The sequence below is a fragment of the Maritalea mediterranea genome (assembly GCF_021568695.1).
Taxonomy (GTDB): Bacteria; Pseudomonadota; Alphaproteobacteria; order Rhizobiales; family Devosiaceae; genus Maritalea; species Maritalea mediterranea.
This window is the reverse complement of record NZ_JAKGTI010000001.1, coordinates 1-16591: the sequence shown is the minus strand read 5'-3', so window position 1 is coordinate 16591 and position 16591 is coordinate 1. Positions and strand designations below refer to the sequence as shown.

At 54.7% G+C, this 16591-nt stretch carries 17 protein-coding genes; 10 read left to right on the top strand and 7 right to left on the bottom strand.

Annotated features, from left to right (window positions below; all coding sequences use genetic code 11):
- The 5 genes from dapF to L1I42_RS00065 are packed head-to-tail and all read left to right on the top strand — an operon-like array spanning position 1 to position 5387.
- On the top strand, positions 1 to 867 hold the full coding sequence (dapF, locus tag L1I42_RS00085) for a diaminopimelate epimerase (RefSeq protein ID WP_236112351.1): 867 nt from the start codon (positions 1 to 3) through the stop codon (positions 865 to 867).
- Positions 864 to 2126: a tRNA (N(6)-L-threonylcarbamoyladenosine(37)-C(2))-methylthiotransferase MtaB gene (mtaB, locus tag L1I42_RS00080; RefSeq protein ID WP_236112350.1), complete on the top strand. Its 1263-nt coding sequence runs from the start codon at positions 864 to 866 to the stop codon at positions 2124 to 2126. Before dapF ends, mtaB begins: the two co-directional genes overlap by 4 nt.
- Before the next feature lie 9 nt (positions 2127 to 2135).
- Positions 2136 to 3695 (top strand): signal recognition particle-docking protein FtsY, encoded by a 1560-nt coding sequence (gene ftsY / locus L1I42_RS00075; RefSeq protein ID WP_236112348.1) that lies wholly within the window; start codon positions 2136 to 2138, stop codon positions 3693 to 3695.
- The gene (locus L1I42_RS00070; RefSeq protein ID WP_236112344.1) at positions 3695 to 4780 is read left to right on the top strand and encodes a threonine aldolase family protein; all 1086 of its coding nucleotides are present in this window, start codon (positions 3695 to 3697) and stop codon (positions 4778 to 4780) included. Before ftsY ends, L1I42_RS00070 begins: the two co-directional genes overlap by 1 nt.
- Positions 4781 to 4787: 7 nt before the next feature.
- On the top strand, positions 4788 to 5387 hold the full coding sequence (locus tag L1I42_RS00065) for a septation protein A (protein ID WP_236112343.1): 600 nt from the start codon (positions 4788 to 4790) through the stop codon (positions 5385 to 5387).
- On the opposite strand, the gene L1I42_RS00060 is transcribed toward L1I42_RS00065, so the two are convergent.
- From L1I42_RS00060 to ccmA, 5 genes are read right to left on the bottom strand one after another with little or no spacing between them, the layout of a single operon-like run.
- Positions 5384 to 5935 carry a DsbE family thiol:disulfide interchange protein gene (locus L1I42_RS00060; RefSeq protein ID WP_236112341.1) on the bottom strand — a complete coding sequence of 184 codons (552 nt, stop codon included), beginning with the start codon at positions 5933 to 5935 and terminating at the stop codon, positions 5384 to 5386. The genes L1I42_RS00065 and L1I42_RS00060 overlap by 4 nt on opposite strands.
- A gap of 6 nt (positions 5936 to 5941) precedes the next feature.
- A complete protein-coding gene (gene ccmD, locus L1I42_RS00055; protein ID WP_236112339.1) occupies positions 5942 to 6124 on the bottom strand; it encodes a heme exporter protein CcmD in 183 nt (60 codons plus the stop codon).
- Positions 6121 to 6906 carry a heme ABC transporter permease gene (locus L1I42_RS00050; RefSeq protein ID WP_236112337.1) on the bottom strand — a complete coding sequence of 262 codons (786 nt, stop codon included), beginning with the start codon at positions 6904 to 6906 and terminating at the stop codon, positions 6121 to 6123. The genes ccmD and L1I42_RS00050 overlap by 4 nt, the downstream gene beginning before the upstream one ends.
- 3 nt (positions 6907 to 6909) lie before the next feature.
- Positions 6910 to 7575: a heme exporter protein CcmB gene (gene ccmB, locus L1I42_RS00045; RefSeq protein WP_236112335.1), complete on the bottom strand. Its 666-nt coding sequence runs from the start codon at positions 7573 to 7575 to the stop codon at positions 6910 to 6912.
- Positions 7572 to 8228 (bottom strand): heme ABC exporter ATP-binding protein CcmA, encoded by a 657-nt coding sequence (gene ccmA, locus L1I42_RS00040; protein ID WP_236112332.1) that lies wholly within the window; start codon positions 8226 to 8228, stop codon positions 7572 to 7574. Before ccmA ends, ccmB begins: the two co-directional genes overlap by 4 nt.
- 173 nt (positions 8229 to 8401) lie before the next feature.
- Here ccmA and acnA point away from each other — a divergent pair, with 173 nt between their 5' ends.
- The gene (acnA, locus tag L1I42_RS00035; protein WP_255768030.1) at positions 8402 to 11083 is read left to right on the top strand and encodes an aconitate hydratase AcnA; all 2682 of its coding nucleotides are present in this window, start codon (positions 8402 to 8404) and stop codon (positions 11081 to 11083) included.
- Between the two features lie 55 nt (positions 11084 to 11138).
- Here acnA and L1I42_RS00030 read toward each other — a convergent pair whose 3' ends face one another.
- Positions 11139 to 11738 carry an NAD(P)H-dependent oxidoreductase gene (locus L1I42_RS00030; protein WP_236112330.1) on the bottom strand — a complete coding sequence of 200 codons (600 nt, stop codon included), beginning with the start codon at positions 11736 to 11738 and terminating at the stop codon, positions 11139 to 11141.
- An 81-nt stretch (positions 11739 to 11819) separates the two neighbouring features.
- Between L1I42_RS00030 and L1I42_RS00025 the strand changes: the two genes are divergently transcribed.
- The 3 genes from L1I42_RS00025 to L1I42_RS00015 all read left to right on the top strand — a co-directional run bounded on the left by L1I42_RS00025 (position 11820) and on the right by L1I42_RS00015 (position 13810).
- Complete coding sequence (locus tag L1I42_RS00025) at positions 11820 to 12380, top strand: TetR/AcrR family transcriptional regulator (protein WP_236112329.1); 561 nt, start codon at positions 11820 to 11822, stop codon at positions 12378 to 12380.
- A 124-nt stretch (positions 12381 to 12504) separates the two neighbouring features.
- A complete protein-coding gene (locus tag L1I42_RS00020) occupies positions 12505 to 13170 on the top strand; it encodes a DUF1223 domain-containing protein (protein WP_236112327.1) in 666 nt (221 codons plus the stop codon).
- Between the two features lie 256 nt (positions 13171 to 13426).
- Entirely contained in the window at positions 13427 to 13810 is a 384-nt protein-coding gene (locus tag L1I42_RS00015; protein ID WP_439651453.1) for a DUF2794 domain-containing protein, read from the top strand.
- 731 nt (positions 13811 to 14541) lie between these two features.
- Here the strand turns inward: L1I42_RS00015 and L1I42_RS00010 are convergent.
- On the bottom strand, positions 14542 to 15312 hold the full coding sequence (locus tag L1I42_RS00010; RefSeq protein WP_236112325.1) for a Bax inhibitor-1/YccA family protein: 771 nt from the start codon (positions 15310 to 15312) through the stop codon (positions 14542 to 14544).
- 221 nt (positions 15313 to 15533) lie between these two features.
- On the opposite strand from L1I42_RS00010, the gene thpR reads away from it, so the two are divergent.
- Complete coding sequence (gene thpR, locus L1I42_RS00005) at positions 15534 to 16073, top strand: RNA 2',3'-cyclic phosphodiesterase (RefSeq protein WP_236112323.1); 540 nt, start codon at positions 15534 to 15536, stop codon at positions 16071 to 16073.
- The last annotated feature ends 518 nt before the right edge of the window (positions 16074 to 16591 follow it).

Sequence of the window (16591 nt, the reverse complement as noted above, 5' to 3'; positions counted from 1 at the left end):
ATGGCTGATGCAGTCCAATATTTGAAAATGAACGGTTTGGGGAATGATTTTGTGGTGCTTGATGCGCGTCAAAAACCAATCAAGCTGTCGCATGATCAGGTGCGCTGGATTGCCGATCGCGAGCAAGGTGTTGGCTGTGATCAGCTGATCGTTTTGGAACATAGCCCGCTGGATGGCGTGGATGTGTTTATGCGCATTTATAATGCCGAGGGGGGCGAGGTGGATGCCTGTGGCAACGCCACGCGCTGTGTTGGCTATCTGGTGGGTGAAGAGCTGGGCAAAAAAGCCGTGATCATTCACACCAATGCTGGCTTGTTGAACGCTGAGTTGAACGGCGACGTGGTGAGCGTGGATATGGGCGTGCCGCATCTGGAGTGGGATCAGATCCCGCTGGCGGAAGAATTTGAAGACACGACCGGGATTGAATTGCAGATCGGGCCGATTGATGCGCCTGTGTTGCACACGCCGAGCGTTGTGAATGTGGGCAACCCCCATGCGATCTTCTGGGTGGATGATCTTGAGGCCCATGATTTGGAACGGTTTGGGCCGATGCTTGAACATCACCCTATGTTTCCAGAACGGGCCAATATCTCATTGGCGCAGGTGCTGGATCGGGATCATATCAAAATCCGCGTTTGGGAGCGGGGGGCCGGGTTGACCCAAGCCTGTGGCACGGCGGCGTGCGCCGTGGCTGTGGCGGCGGTGCGCAAGGATTTGACCGACCGCGAAGTGACGATCAGTCTGCCCGGCGGCGATTTGCAACTGGAATGGCGCGCGAGCGACCATCATATTATTATGACTGGCCCGTATGAATTGGACGGGGAGGGGACATTACCGGCCGAACTTTTTGAGGAAAGTGCTGCATGAGTATTGAAACCCTCACCTTCGGGTGTCGGCTCAACGCTTTTGAATCTGAAGTGATGAAAGATCATGCCGGATCGGCGGGGCTCGACAATATTCTCATCGTCAATAGCTGTGCGGTGACGCAGGAAGCTGTGCGCCAGACCCGTCAGGCCATTCGCAAGGCGCGGCGGGAAAATCCGGACGTCAAAATTGTGGTGACTGGCTGCGCGGCGCAAACTGATGCGGAAAGCTTTGCCGAAATGGGCGAAGTGGACCTTGTGGTCGGCAATGGCGAAAAGATGAAGCGCGAGACCTATGAAGGTCTTAAGTTTGGCATAGGCGGCAATTCGAAAATCCTTGTCGATGATATTATGAGCGTCAAGGAAACCGCAGGCCATTTGATCGAGGGCATGGATGGGCGCGCCCGCGCCTTTGTGCAGGTACAAAATGGCTGTGACCATCGCTGCACCTTCTGCATTATTCCCTATGGCCGGGGGCCTTCGCGCTCCGTGCCCATGGGCGTGGTGGTCGATCAGATCAAAAAGCTGGCCGACAATGGCATTGGCGAAGTGGTGCTGACCGGGGTGGACATCACCTCATATGGCCCAGATTTGCCGGGCAAGCCCAGCCTTGGTGCCCTGACGCAGTCTATTTTGAAACATGTGCCGCAATTGCCGCGCCTGCGCATTTCGTCCATTGACTCCATTGAAGCGGACGAGGCGTTGATGGAGGCGATCAAGTCTGAACATCGTTTGATGCCGCACCTGCATTTGTCGCTGCAGTCGGGCGACAATATGATTTTGAAGCGCATGAAGCGGCGGCATTTGCGTGAGGACACGATCCAATTTGTGAATGACGCAAAAGCGATGCGGCCGGATATGGTGTTTGGCGCCGACATTATCGCCGGGTTCCCCACGGAAACCGATGAGATGTTCGCCAATTCCATGGCGATCGTGAAAGAATGTGATCTCACCTATTTGCACGTGTTTCCCTATTCGCCCCGGCCGGGCACCCCGGCGGCAAAAATGCCGCAAGTGGATAAGAAAGTGGCGAAGGACCGGGCCGCGAAGTTGCGCGCTTTGGGTGAGCAGCAGTTCGACGCGTTCTGCGCCAGCCAGATGGGGGACACCAAATCTGTGCTGATCGAGCGCGACAATGTGGGGCGCACTGAGCAATTTGTGCCGATCAAAGTTGAAGGCGCACCCGGCGAGATTTTGGATGTAAAAGTGACTGGCCAGGATCAGCATGGGCTGATCGGCGAAAAGCAATTGGCAGTGGCCTAAGAGGATTTTATGGCGGACGATAAAGCCGACGGCGGCAAAAAAAGAGGCTTTTGGTCGCGACTGTTGGGAGGCAAGGATGAGCCGCAACCCAAAGAGACGCCGAAAGACCAAAGCGAAGATCAGACTTCTGCCAATGTGACGCCGGAAGACGCTGCGGCGCTTGAAAAAGAGCAGCCCTGGCAAGAGCCAAAAGACAGCATTGATGAGTCCATCGACAAGGCGCTGGATCAGATTGAAGAAGATCTGAAGGAAGCACCGGACGCCGAGCCGCCCACACCTGCGCCGGAAGAGGCTGCGGCTAAAGCGGTTGAAACGGTGGAAGAGGAGTTGCAAGAGATTTCCGAGCTGGAACAAGCTGCGCAATCTCCTTCTGAGCCTGAAAATGAAGAAACGACGGCCGATGGCGATGATAAGACCGGCGGGGGTGCCGGGGACGGGAGCGCAGCGACCGGTGGCGGCAATAATGAAGGTTCCGGCGGGGGTGCCGGGGTAGCTAACGTAGTGAGCGACGGCGGCGCGCAAAAAGACTCCCCGGGTGCCGGGCAGCCACGCGGCGAGAGCGCAGAAACTGCGAACGAAGTGAGCGACGGCGGCGAAAAACCTGGCGGGGGTGCCGGGGACGGGAGCGCACCGACCGGTGGCGGCGAAAAAAAGAAAGGCTGGTTCGCTCGGTTGCGCGATGGGCTGAAACGCTCATCCGATCAGCTTACGGACAATATTTCCTCGATCTTCACCAAGCGCAAACTGGATGATGAGGCGCTGGAAGAGTTGGAAGACACGCTGATCCAAGCGGATTTGGGTGTGGAAACTGCGATCCAAATCACTGAAAAGCTGGCGCAAGATCGTTTTGATAAAGAAATCAGCGTAGAGGAAATCCGCTCTGTTTTGCGCGATGAAGTCAGCAAGGTTTTGGCGCCCGTGGCGGTGCCGTTTGAGCTGGGCACGGCGCATAAGCCACATATTTTGTTGATGGTGGGCGTGAACGGCTCCGGCAAGACCACCACCATTGGCAAGCTGGCGGCGAAATATAGCCGTGAGGGCAAAAAGGTGATGTTGGCGGCGGGCGATACGTTTCGCGCGGCAGCGGTTGAGCAGCTTTCGGTTTGGGGCGAGCGCTCCAATGTGCCGGTGATCACGCGGCCAACCGGGGCTGATGCGTCGGGTCTGGCTTATGACGCGGTGAAAGAAGCGCAAGCACAAAATTGCGATCTGTTGATTATTGATACGGCGGGCCGGTTGCAAAATCGCGATGAATTGATGGCGGAGCTTGAAAAGATCATTCGCGTGATCAAAAAGCTCGACCCTGACGCCCCGCACACCACCATGCTGACGCTGGACGCGACCACTGGGCAGAATGCGCTTAATCAGGTGGAAATCTTTGGCAAACGGGCCGGAGTGACTGGTTTGGTGATGACCAAATTGGATGGCACGGCGCGGGGCGGTATTCTGGTGGCGATCGCGCAAAAGCATAAATTGCCGGTGCACTTTATCGGCGTGGGCGAAACCATCGAAGATCTGGAGCCGTTTGAGGCCGATGATTTCGCGGCAGCGATTGCGGGGGTACAATAGTGGTCGCGCGCGAGAAGATGCTGACATGTGACCATGTGTTGCATGCATTTGCGCCATTTAAACCGGCGGATTTGTTCGCCAAATTGGCGCAGTCTGACTATGCGCAATTGCCCAGCGATGTATATGGCGATGGCGGGGCCAGCGATGTGGTGGTGGAACGGCTGAAGGAGCTGTTTGGCACCAGCGGCGCGCGCTTCTGCATCAAAGGCATGATTGCGCAAATGGCCGCCTTGCGGGCGGCTGTGGAGCGGCAGGGCAATAACATAGTTGCCATTCACCGCATGACCCATTTCGATATTGACGAAATGGAGGCTGTGGAGATTTTGCACCCAATCCAGTTCCGACGGTTGGGCACAGCCTATCAGCCCTTCACCGTAGATGATTTGGACAAGATGGGCGAAGTGCCCGGCGTGGTCAGCGTGGAGCTGCCGGTGCGGCGGGCGGGCTATAAGCTAACCCCCTTCGAGGAATTGGTGAAAATTTCAGACTGGTGCCGTGAACGGGGCGTACATTTCCATCTCGATGGGGCGAGGGTTTTTGGCGTGGCTGAGGCTTATGGAAAAAGCCTTAAAGAGATTATGGCGCTGTGCGACAGTCTTTATTGCAGCTTTTACAAAGAGCTGGCCAATATTGGCGGTTGTGGCTTGCTGGCGGATGAAGAATTTTTGGCCGAAAGCGATGTCTGGTTCACCCGCCATGGCAGCAATGTGCCATTTGAATTTCCGCAAGCGATCACGGCGCTGATCGGGTTGGACGAGTTTTTGCCGCGTATTGGCGAATTTACGGCTTTTGCCAAAGCATTGGCGGTTGAGTTCAACAAAATTGACGGGGTGCGCACGGTGCCTAAGGTGCCGGAAACGCCAAGTTTTCAAGTGCATATTGAGGCATCCAAAGTGGCGCTGGAACGTGCATTCGAACAGCAGATTGAACAGGATAAGGTTTGGTTGGCAGGCCACACTTTGCCCACTATTTATGATGAAGTGCAGGCGATTGAAGTGGCCATTGGGGCGGGCAGCCTGTCGCTGGACGTTGAAGAATGGTCCGATCATCTGGCACACTGCGTAACCCGAGCCCGGACGAAATGAGGATTAAATGAGCGAAGAGAAGAACCCGGCTGAAGAGCTGAACTGGGCCGAACTAAAGCCCCAATTGATCAAGCTGGTGCTGGAATTGGGGCCGCTGGTGCTGTTCTTTATTCTGAATGGCCGCGCGGGCATTTTTGTCGCAACCGCCTGGTTTATGGGCGCTATGGTCGTGTCGCTGTTCCTAAGCTGGTTGATCCTCAAGCGCGTGGCGGTGATGCCGCTGGTCACTGGCGTTGTGGTGCTGATTTTTGGTGGGCTGACGCTTTATTTGCAGGACGATACCTTTATCAAGCTCAAACCGACCATCGTGAATGTGCTGTTTGGCGGCGTGTTGCTGGGCGGGCTTTTGTTTGGCCATTCGCTGCTGCGCTATGTGTTTGGCGATGTCTATAAATTGCGCGATGAAGGCTGGCGTATTCTCACTTGGCGTTGGACGATTTTCTTTTTCGTTTTGGCGCTGATTAATGAGATTGTGTGGCGCAATTTCTCAACGGACTTTTGGGTCGCGTTCAAAGTGTGGGGCATTATGCCACTCACCTTGATTTTCTCTTTTGCGCTGGTGGTGCCGGTGTTGAACAAATATGCACCAAGCGGCGAAGAGGCTTAAGACGCCTCTTGCGCCTCTAAGGCTTTGGCGATGGCGGGCAGCACCTTGTTTTGGAAGCTGTCTTCGCTCATCGGACCGGTGTGTTTGTACACAATCACCCCGTCCTTATTGACGAGATAGCTTTCCGGCACGCCATAAACGCCCCATTCTAGGCTGACACGGCGGTTCCGGTCGGCGCCCACAGCGTCAAAAGGGTTGCCCAGCTTGCGCAAGAAGTCGCGGGAATTCTCGGGCTGGTCATTGTAATTGATGCCGAACAATTTGATATCATCGCGCTCGGCCAAACGCATCAAAAATTCATGCTCTTCGCGGCAGGGCACGCACCAGCTGGCCCACACATTCACCAGACTGAGCTGACCTTTCAGATCGGCGCTGGAAAAGCCGGGCTGGTCATGGCCTTCAACGGGCTGAAGGGTGAACTCAGGGGCAGGCTTGTTCATCAAAGCCGAGGGCAACAGGTCCGGATCGCGATTGATCTGGCTGGCAAAAAGCGCAAATAGCGCAACGGTCAACACCAAGGGCAGGGCGAAAATCAGCGTGCGTTTCATGATGCGCTACTCCGGCTTGATCGGCGTGCGTTCAGACCGCCGTTTCAGCCCCATGGCTTTCAGCGTGTCCAAACGGTTCTTTTGCTTTTTGTAAGACAGGACCACCCACACGCTCAGCAACACAATCAGCAGTGCCGACAGGCCATAGGCCCCGAAAATATATTCGAGATGTTCGCCGGATTCGATCATGGCTTTTGGGTCCTTAATTGTTGCGCATATTGCCGTTCAATCGCGCGGGCGCGGCGGCGCAAAATTTCTGTGCGCATGGAAATGAAATGCAGCAGCAAAAACAGGAATGAGAAGGCAAAGAACATCACAAATAGCGGCAGCAGAATGGAGGGTGGCATGGTTGGTCCATCCAAACGGAACACCGACGCGGGCTGATGCAGCGTGTTCCACCAATCCACTGAGAATTTGATGATGGGCACATTGATCGCACCGACCAAGGTGATCACCGCGATGATGCGGCCCGCGCGCACTTGATCTTCAAAGGTGCGCCACAGGGCAATAATGCCGAGATAGATAAACAGCATGATGAGGGTGGAGGTCATGCGTCCGTCCCACTCCCAGAACGTGCCCCAGGTTGGTGCGCCCCAAAGCGCGCCAGTGATCAAAGCGATAGCTGTGAAGGTTGCGCCAAGAGGAGCAGCAGCTTTGGCTGACACGTCGGCCAAAGGATGGCGCCATACGAGTGAGCCGATGGCGGCTGCGGCCATGATCGCATAGCAGAATTGGGAGAGCCAGGCGCTGGGCACATGTACATACATGATGCGCACGGTTTCGCCTTGCTGATAATCGGCAGGTGAATTGAAGAACGCCAGATAAAGCCCATAGGCCATCAAGATGGCGGTAATACCCAGAAGTGGCCAGATAAAATAGCGCGACCATTCAAGGAAATAGCCGGGATGGGCGATCCGCGAGAAAAAGCCCAGATCTTGTGGCGTTGGTTCTTGAGATTTTGACTCTGTCATTGACTATTCTGCTGCCATTTTTAATGCGAGTGCCGCCGCAAACGGGGTGAACACTAAACTGAGCAAGGTAAACCCTGCAAGGAACAAAAGTGCCGCATCCTGTGCGTTGGCGATTGCGCCGCCGGAGACCGCGCTGACCCCGAAAATCAATGTCGGGATCGAAAGCGGCAAGATTAAGATCGGTGCAATCAGGCCCCCGCGTTTGATGGATACGGTTACCGCCGCGCCAATGGCCCCAAAGCAAATCAGCGCCGGTGTGCCCACCAATAGGGTGAAAATCACCCGAAGGGTTTGATCTATCTCAAGATTGAGCAATATCGCCAAAATAGGGGTGGCGACAATCAGGGGTAACGCAGTTGTGACCCAATGGGCGCAGATTTTGGCGACCACAATCATCTCAAGCGGCAGGCTGGCCTGGCGCATGGCCAGCAGCGATCCATCTTCATGGTCCAGGCGGAACAGGCGGTCGAGTGCCAACAAAAGCGACAGCAAAGCGCTGATCCAAATGATGGCTGGGCCGAGCTGCGCCAATTGGTCCTTATCCGGGCCGATAGCGAACGGCATGATGGCGCCGGTCATGATGTAAAACAGCAGTACGGTCAGGCTGTCACCGCCAATCCGGGTGGCCAGTTTCATATCGCGGGTCAATACAGCGAGAAATGGCTTCATGAGGCATGGTCCATAGCTCTATGCCCGATCATCACAGTTTTTACGGCTTCCGGCGCGAGATGCGGAATCTCCAAATGGGTCGCGGCGATCACAATGCCACCTTCGGCGCAATGGTCCGCGATCAATTGCCCCACCCATTGGTCACCTTGCTTATCGAGGGCTGAAGTGGGCTCATCCAAAATCCAGATCGGGCGGTTGGCCACCAACAGGCGGGCAAGGCCCAGCCGCCGGGTTTGACCTGCGGAGAGAATAGAGGCTTCAGAATCCTGAATAGCATCCAACCCAGCCGCCTCGATGGCGGGCAGCACATTTTCAGTGCCGCCGTAAAGCTGCGCCCAGAACATGAGATTTTCTTTCACGGTGAGGGTGGTTTTCACCCCCGGCACGTAGCCCACAATGTGCAGATATTCCCGCGGTTCGCGCTCAGAATCGATATTTTCAAAGGAAATCTCCCCGGCAGATTTGGGCAGAGCCCCGTATAATGTCGCGAGACAGGTGGACTTGCCTACGCCGTTCGGGCCGCGCAAAAGAATCACTTCACCGGGCATTGCCGTGAAAGAAACATCGGCAAAAATCTCAAATCCGCCACGTTCGCAGGCCAGATTTGTGACATTTAATGCAATATTTTCAGGGTTTTTGCCGTTTTTTCTCATGAGAAGCACATAATGGCATTAAGTTGAGGCTGGCAAGAGGCGGTGTTATTCTTTATAAAGCGCGCGAGCGCCATTATGGGGACAATGGTAACTCGTTTCACGCTTGTTGGTTTTTGTCGATTGAATTCGGCAAATTGCCCAAGGCTCAGGTTGAAACTCCTAACATACAGGCAATGCACGTGACACAGACCTCATTGAATAGTTTTAACGCCAAACAGACCCTCAAGGTCGGCGATAAATCCTACACATATTATTCCTTAATTGAAGCAGAGAAAAACGGCCTTGAAGGCATTTCGCGCCTGCCGCATTCTTTGAAAGTGGTGCTCGAAAACCTTTTGCGTTTTGAAGATGGCCGTACGGTCACCAAAAAAGATATTGAAGCCTGCGCAGCATGGTTGAAAGACAAATCCTCTTCCCATGAAATCTCATACCGTCCAGCACGGGTGTTGATGCAGGACTTTACCGGCGTTCCGGCCGTTGTTGATTTGGCCGCCATGCGCGATGCCACAGCCAATCTGGGCGCCGACCCGCAAAAAATTAACCCGCAAGTGCCCGTTGATCTGGTGATTGACCACTCTGTGATGGTTGACTTTTTCGGCACAGGTACAGCCTTTAACCAAAACGTGGCCCGCGAATATGAGCGCAATGGCGAGCGTTATGAATTCTTGCGCTGGGGCCAGGAAGCGTTTGATAATTTCCGCGTTGTGCCGCCCGGCACAGGCATTTGTCACCAAGTGAACCTTGAATATTTGGCCCAAACCGTTTGGACCAAAGAAGAAAATGGTGAAACGGTGGCTTACCCGGATACGCTTGTGGGCACAGACAGCCACACCACCATGGTCAACGGCCTGGCCGTTTTGGGCTGGGGTGTTGGCGGCATTGAGGCGGAAGCGGCCATGTTGGGCCAGCCGATCTCTATGTTGTTGCCAGAAGTGATTGGCTTCAAGCTGGAAGGCGAAATGCAAGACGGCATCACTGCAACTGACTTGGTGTTGCGCGTGGTGGAAATGTTGCGTGAGCGCGGCGTTGTGGGCAAGTTCGTTGAATTTTTCGGGCCAGGCCTCGACAATCTGACCTTGGAAGACCAAGCGACCATCGCCAATATGGCGCCAGAATATGGCGCGACTTGCGGCTTCTTCCCTGTCGACAATGAAACATTGGCTTATTTGCGCACCACCGGCCGCGAAGATGATCGCGTGGCGTTGGTTGAAGAATATTCAAAAGCGCAAGGCATGTTCCGCACCACAGACAGCCCGGACCCTGAGTTCACCGATGTGCTTTATCTCGATCTGAAAGACGTGGAGCCTGCCATTTCCGGGCCGAAACGTCCGCAAGATCGCGTGGGGCTTTCCGAGGCAAAAGAGAAGTTTGCCAAAGCACTCGCCGGTGAGTTTGCGAAAACGGATAAGCGTGAAGCCAAGGTTGAAGGCGAAGACTACTCCATCACCCATGGTGATGTGGTGATCGCCGCGATCACTTCATGTACCAACACCTCCAACCCGGCGGTTCTGGTGGCGGCTGGCCTTGTGGCCCGCAAAGCGCTTGAGCTTGGGTTGGAAGTGCAGCCTTGGGTGAAAACATCTTTGGCGCCAGGTTCGCAGGTGGTGACGGATTATCTGACCGCCTCTGGCCTGCAGGATGATTTGGACAAGCTTGGCTTTAACCTGGTGGGGTATGGCTGTACCACATGTATTGGTAACTCCGGTCCATTGCCTGAGCCGATCTCTGCCGCTGTGAATGCCGAAGATCTGGTGGCGTGTTCAGTGCTTTCTGGCAACCGGAACTTTGAAGGCCGCGTGAACCCTGATGTGAAGGCCAACTATCTGGCGTCACCGCCATTGGTTGTGGCTTATGCATTGGCAGGCAAAATGACTATCGACATCACCACCGAGCCTTTGGGCACCGGCAAAGATGGTCAGCCGGTTTATCTGAAAGATGTGTGGCCTAGCGCGCAGGAAATCGCTGAGATTGTACGTGAAACGGTGACCCCTGAAATGTTCAAGGGCCGCTATTCAGACGTGTTTAAAGGCGATGAAGGCTGGCAGAACATTAAAGTTGAAGGTGGTGAAACCTATGCGTGGAACTCGTCTTCAACCTATGTGCAGAACCCGCCTTATTTCGAAGGGCTCACCAAAGAGGTGAAGCCGATTGAAGATGTGCAGGGCGCGCGCATTTTGAGCCTGTTTGGCGACAGCATCACCACGGACCACATTTCACCAGCGGGTTCGTTTAAGCAGGACACACCGGCTGGCCGTTATTTGACGGAGCGTCAGGTCGCACCAAAGGACTTCAACTCCTACGGTTCGCGCCGAGGCAACCACGAGATCATGATGCGCGGCACCTTTGCCAATATCCGTATCAAGAACCAGATGGTGCCAGGCGTTGAAGGCGGCTTCACCAAAGGGCCTGATGGCGAAGTTAAGGCCATGTATGATGCAGCCATGGAATATGCAGATCAGGACCGGCCATTGGTTGTGTTTGGCGGCAAAGAATATGGCACAGGCTCTTCACGGGACTGGGCGGCAAAGGGCACACGTTTGCTCGGCGTTCGCGCGGTGATCGTTGAAAGCTTTGAGCGTATTCACCGCTCAAACCTCGTGGGCATGGGTGTCTTGCCGTTGCAGTTCAAAGATGGTGCGAGCTGGGAAAGCCTTGGCCTGCAGGGTGACGAAGAAATCACCATTGAAGGTTTGGACAAAATCAGCCCTCGTTGCGATGTGACGGTTAAGGTGAAATCTGCTGACGGGTCAGACAAAGAGTTCACTACCCTTTGCCGCATCGATACCGAAGATGAGCTGGAATATTACCGCAATGGCGGCATCCTGCATTACGTATTGCGCAACCTCGTTGCCTAGGTGAATAGGCCTCGGTCAAATCTGGCCGAGGACTTATTGAATGAAGAAGCGCGGCTCAGGCCGCGCTTTTTTTGTGCTGGGTCACAAAATTCTTTGCCATTTGGCGAACCTTGTCGAGATGTTTTTGACGCTTGGGCGCGGGCATATTGTGGATGGGCGAAATATGGGTGAAGCGCAAAGGCTTAAGCCCGACAAATTTCAGGATCTGGTTTTTCATCAGCTTGGACTGCGCCTTGCCATAGGCGAGGCGGTAAAACCAGTCTGGCGTGTCCGAGGTCATGATCACTTCGGCGCTTTTGCCTTTAAGGTGTCCGACAGGTAAGGGCTTGCCTTCGGCATAGCTATAGGCAAGCCCGGGCAGCAACAGCCGGTCCAGCAGATGTTTCAGTTCAGCCGGCATGGTGCCCCACCAGAGGGGATGGGCAATCACGATATGGTCTGCCGGTTCGATGGCGGCCCATAATTGGCGGATTTCATCATTCCAATTGTTTTGGCTGGGGCCGCTGGTGAGCGGACCGGTGTCCAGTTTCAGTTGAGAGAGGGCGAAGAGTTTGACGCTGGCGCCGCCAGCCTCAGCGCCTTGTTGGTAATGTTCGGCCAGCGCCTGGGTGAAGCTGTCGGCACGTGGGTGACCGGAGATGATGACGATATTCATGAATCTGACTCTCTATAATTGACCATGGTCAATTTATATATTTCACTTTTTGACCGCGGTCAATTGTGCTAAGCAAGATTTATGAATTTACGTGTTGAAGGCAAACAGAAGCGGGCGCAGGCCACGCGAGCGCATATTCTGCAATGTTTTGCCGATTTAATGGCCCGTCACGATTATGATGACATCTCGGTTGCGCAGATTGCCGCAAGCGCCAATGTCGGCAAAGGCACGGTGCTGGCCCATTTTAGTGAGAAACTGGCGTTGGCGGCGACCCAGTTTGCTGACGTGCTCAATATATGTCTTGCTCGCATCGAGGCCGAATCTGAAATTACCAACGCGGCACAACTGCGTACCATTTTTGATCCGTTTTTTGACCTGATCCGTCGGGATGAAGTCTATATCCGTTTGATTGTTGGGGAGGGGCAAGATATTTGCCGCCAACTGATCGAGCCGGCAGAGAACCAGCTGTTTGATGCGCTGGGAAAAAAATGGCCACATGGCAATGACAACGACGTCTTGGACATTGTTGCATTGCGCGCTTTTCTGGTGCATGCGGCCGTTGCGCAACGTGCCTGCGAGCGCGATGAAGCTGTGATGGCTGAGTTTGAAGCTTTAGTGGCCCGCTATCTATTCAAAAAGTAAGTGCCTCACTCCAATGTGACTGGTGTGTTAGGCCCGCTTGTCGTAATAAATTCCCATGAAAAAAATCCACTTCATTTTGATGATCCCTCTCTGGGCCGTTTTGAACCTTTCTCCGGCTATCGCCATGGAGATGAAAACCAACCCTAAGGCGGTGTTGGAGCTGTTCACTTCGCAAGGTTGTTCCTCTTGTCCGGAGGCAGATGCCGCGTTGCGCGATTGGAGCGAACGAGAGGATGTCATCACCATCGCCTATCATGTGGATTACTGGAACTACATTGGATGGAAAGATGTATTTTCCGCGCCGAGATATTCAAAATTGCAGCGGGCCTATGCCCGCGCATTTGGGGCGCAAAGGGTCTATACCCCACAAATCATCGTGAATGGTACCATGGAAGCAGTGGGGTCGCGACGGCAAGAGGTCGAAAATTTTTTGGCAGAGGCTGATCTGAACCTGCAAGTTGATTTGTCGCTGGACCAGTCGAATTTGACCATTGAGTTGAAAAGCGATGGCACGATGGAAGCGGATGCGACCATTTGGGTGATCCCCTATATTTCAGAGGCACAGACCAAAATCAAACGCGGCGAAAACAGTGGCAAAACCTTAACCTACAGCCATATTGCGCGGGGCCGCATGCCCGTGGGCATGTGGCATGGTGAAACCAGCCATCAGCTTGAATTGCCGCTCAGTGACATATTGGTGGATGGGGCGGATGGGATGGCCGTTCTAGTGCAGACCAAGGGCAATGGCGGCCCTGGGGCCATTCTGGGCGCAGCGTCTATCGAAAAATAAACGCCCCCAAAAAGGGGGCGCAAGGGGTATCTGGAGGCCATCCAAACTGATTTTGGAGGTCCAGCGCCCTGAGCAGGTTCATTTGGGGGCAAACCGCTCAGGGGCTGGGTACTGGAGGCTATGATTTCTTTCTAACGATGTATTTCGGCAACAGTTTGCCGGAATTGTGATTAAATTGGGGCCAATTTTGGGGCTTGCCACATTTGCGAATTGGCGCAATCATTTACCAAGTGATTTGAACCACAGGGTGTGAAATTTGGCATCATCTCAAAGCAAGGGCGCAAGCCAACACATTCGTTTGGTGCATTCCAACGAATCCTCGTCCAAATCGCCGCCGGCCCCGATGAATGTGAGCTTTGACCGGCGCGAACTCTCCACCATTCTCAATGTCTATGGCCGCAAAGTTGCCAGCGGCGAATGGCGCGACTATGCCATTGATATGCTCAAAGATCGTGCGGTGTTCTCCATCTTCAAACGGGCCAGCGAAATGCCCGTTTTTCGCGTTGAGAAAGATCCCAGCCTGCGGCGTAAGCAGGGGCAATATCGCGTTGTGGGCCAAAATGGGCAGGTGCTCAAACGCGGCCATGAGCTGGCGCAGGTGCTTAAAGTGCTGGACGGCGATATCAGTTTGGTGCGGTAGATTATTTTCGCGCCGCTACCCCGGGACCCCCGCCGATTGGTGCCAAGCGAATTGCTTTGAGCAAGTAATGGAGAAGAGTGGACGAGTATAGCGAGGACCCCGGCCAACTTTTTGGCCGCGCCCGCGCAGGTTAGGTGCTGAAAGCACCGCTCAACCGTGAGCGAAAAAATTCACCCCGGCTTTTTTACGCGCCGCCGCCGTTCGCTACGCTCACTACCCCGGCCTCTGGCATTTTTACTCGCCGCCACCGGACACTGCGTGTCCGTCCCCGGCACCCCCGGGCATTTTTGCGCGCCGCCGTCGTTCGTTACGCTCACTACCCCGGCACCCCCGCCTATGGGTGCCCCGCGTCTATGTTGTGCAGGACGCAACAACACCCTCTCACGTCATTACCGGACTTGATCCGGTAATCCATGTAGCCCTGGTGGCTGGGCAACAACATGCATGTTGTGCACCCTCACTGATGCTGCTTGGGCCCCGGATCAAGTCCGGGTTGATGGTAGTGGGTGGAGAGATGCTTCGGCGTAAATCTCCAAGGAAATAGAGTGGACGAGCGCATCGCCGACCCCGTGCCGCTTTTGGTCCGCACCCGCCCAAGGTTAGGCGCCTCACCTCCCGGCACGAGGGGAAAATAGCTGCCGCCCATCAGCCGTGAGAGTAAAAAAGGCCTATAAAAAATCCCCGCCTCAAATGAAGCGGGGATCTTAATTTCAGCTCTGAACTGTCTCGGGCTATTCGCGATTGCCGAACAAGCGCAGCAACATCAAGAACAGGTTGATGAAGTCCAGATAGAGGGCCAAAGCACCCATCAGCATTTTCTTGCCCATGGTTTCAGACCCGTCGCCTTCATAATAGTTCTCTTTGATTTTTTGGGTGTCATACGCGGTCAGGCCGACAAACACCAGCACACCAATGATAGAGATGGCGAAGGCCAAGGCACCTGATTGCAAGAAGATGTTGACAACAGATGCCAGGATGATGCCGATCAGGCCCATCATGAGGAAAGAGCCCCAAGCGGTCAGGTCGCGCTTCGTGGTATAACCGTAAAGGCTCATCGCGCCGAAGGTGCCGGCGGTGATGAAGAACACACGGGCAATGCTTTCGCCTGTATAGACCAAAAAGATCGATGACAGCGAAAGGCCCATGGCCACGGAGAAGCCCCAGAACACCAATTGTGCTGTGGCAAACTGCATTTTATGAATGCCGAAGCTTAGCGCAAAGACAAAGGCCAACGGGGCAAGCATCACAACCCATTGCAGGGGTGAGCCATAAAGTGTGGCGCCCAACTGGGTCAGCATGACGCCGTTGCCCAGCGTGCCAACGGCATTTGCCGGGTCGCTGGTGGCGGCGAACATAGAGATGAAATAGGCCACCACGCCGGTGATGCCCAGGGCGATGCCCATATAGTTGTAAACACCCAGCATATAGGTGCGTAGGCCCTCATCAATTGCGGCCTGAGCGCCGCCTCGTGAGGCCATTGTTTGACGATCATATTGTGCCATAGATGAGTTCCCTTTCAGCAATTCTCTTGGCGGATTGCCAAGTCTATATAATCTTGCCCGTAATATGGCGATGAATTGGGACAATTTCAAGATGTACGTGCAAACCGCGATAACAGTTTAGTCATTGAGGCGGCAAACAAAATTTTCGCCGAATTGTCATACGAATCATGGTAACATCAATTTATTACGATGCTGCAATCTGCATCTGGAAGGGAGGTTTTATGCCCCGTCTCTTCACCGGCCTGGAAATCCCGGGCGATGTTGGTTTCGCGCTTTCCCTGAAGCGGGGTGGCCTGCACGGCGCGCGATGGATCGATCCTTCAAATTATCACATTACATTACGCTATATTGGTGATGTGGATCACCGCACCGCCCATGAGATTGTGCATGAGCTGGATCGATTGTCGATCGAAGAACCGTTTGATGTCACCTTATCGCATTTGGGCGTGTTCGGCGGCAAAAAGCCGCGGGCGCTGTTCGCAGGCGTTGATCCGTCTCCGGGCTTGATGCAGTTGCATGACAAGCAGGAGCGGGTGATGCAACAATTGGGATTAAAGCCATCCGGGCGCAAATATTCGCCCCATGTCACGCTGGCGCGGCTTTCAGATGTGTCTCCGGCAGATGTGGCGCATCATTTGCAAATGTCCGGCGCCTTCTATCCGCTACGCTTCCGGGTCAGCCGTTTTGTGCTTTATTCAGCGCGGGATTCCATTGGTGGCGGACCTTATCTGGTGGAAGAGGCTTATCCGTTGGCGGCGTGAGGTGGTCATTTTTGCCCGAGGCCACCGGTCGCTTTGCACCCTTTTTATGTGCTCGCGCCGGACAGGTTGGTCCCTGCACCCCCCGCTATGCAACGGCCTGCTGCGGTGCGCGCGAGGTCCTCGCTTAGGTCGTCCACTCTTTTTCTTTTCGGATTTACTCTGAAGCCCATCTTCACCCACTGCCGTCACCCCGGACTTGATCCGGGGTCCAAGCAGCATCAATGAGGATGCACAACTTGTGTGCTTTCGCTTACCCACCATCGCTACATGGATTACCGGATCAAGTCCGGTAATGACGTAAGAGGGTGTGGCTGCGCCGTGCACAGCATAAGAGCGGGGCACCCATTGGCGGGGGTGCCGGGGTAGCAAACGCAGTGAGCGACGGCGGCGCGAAAGATGGCGGGGGTGCCGGGGTAGCAAACGCAGTGAGCGACGGCGGCGCGAAAGATGGCGGGGGTGCCGGGGTAGGGAGCGCAGCGAACGACGGCGGCGCTAAAAAGAGCCGGGGGTGCCGGGGC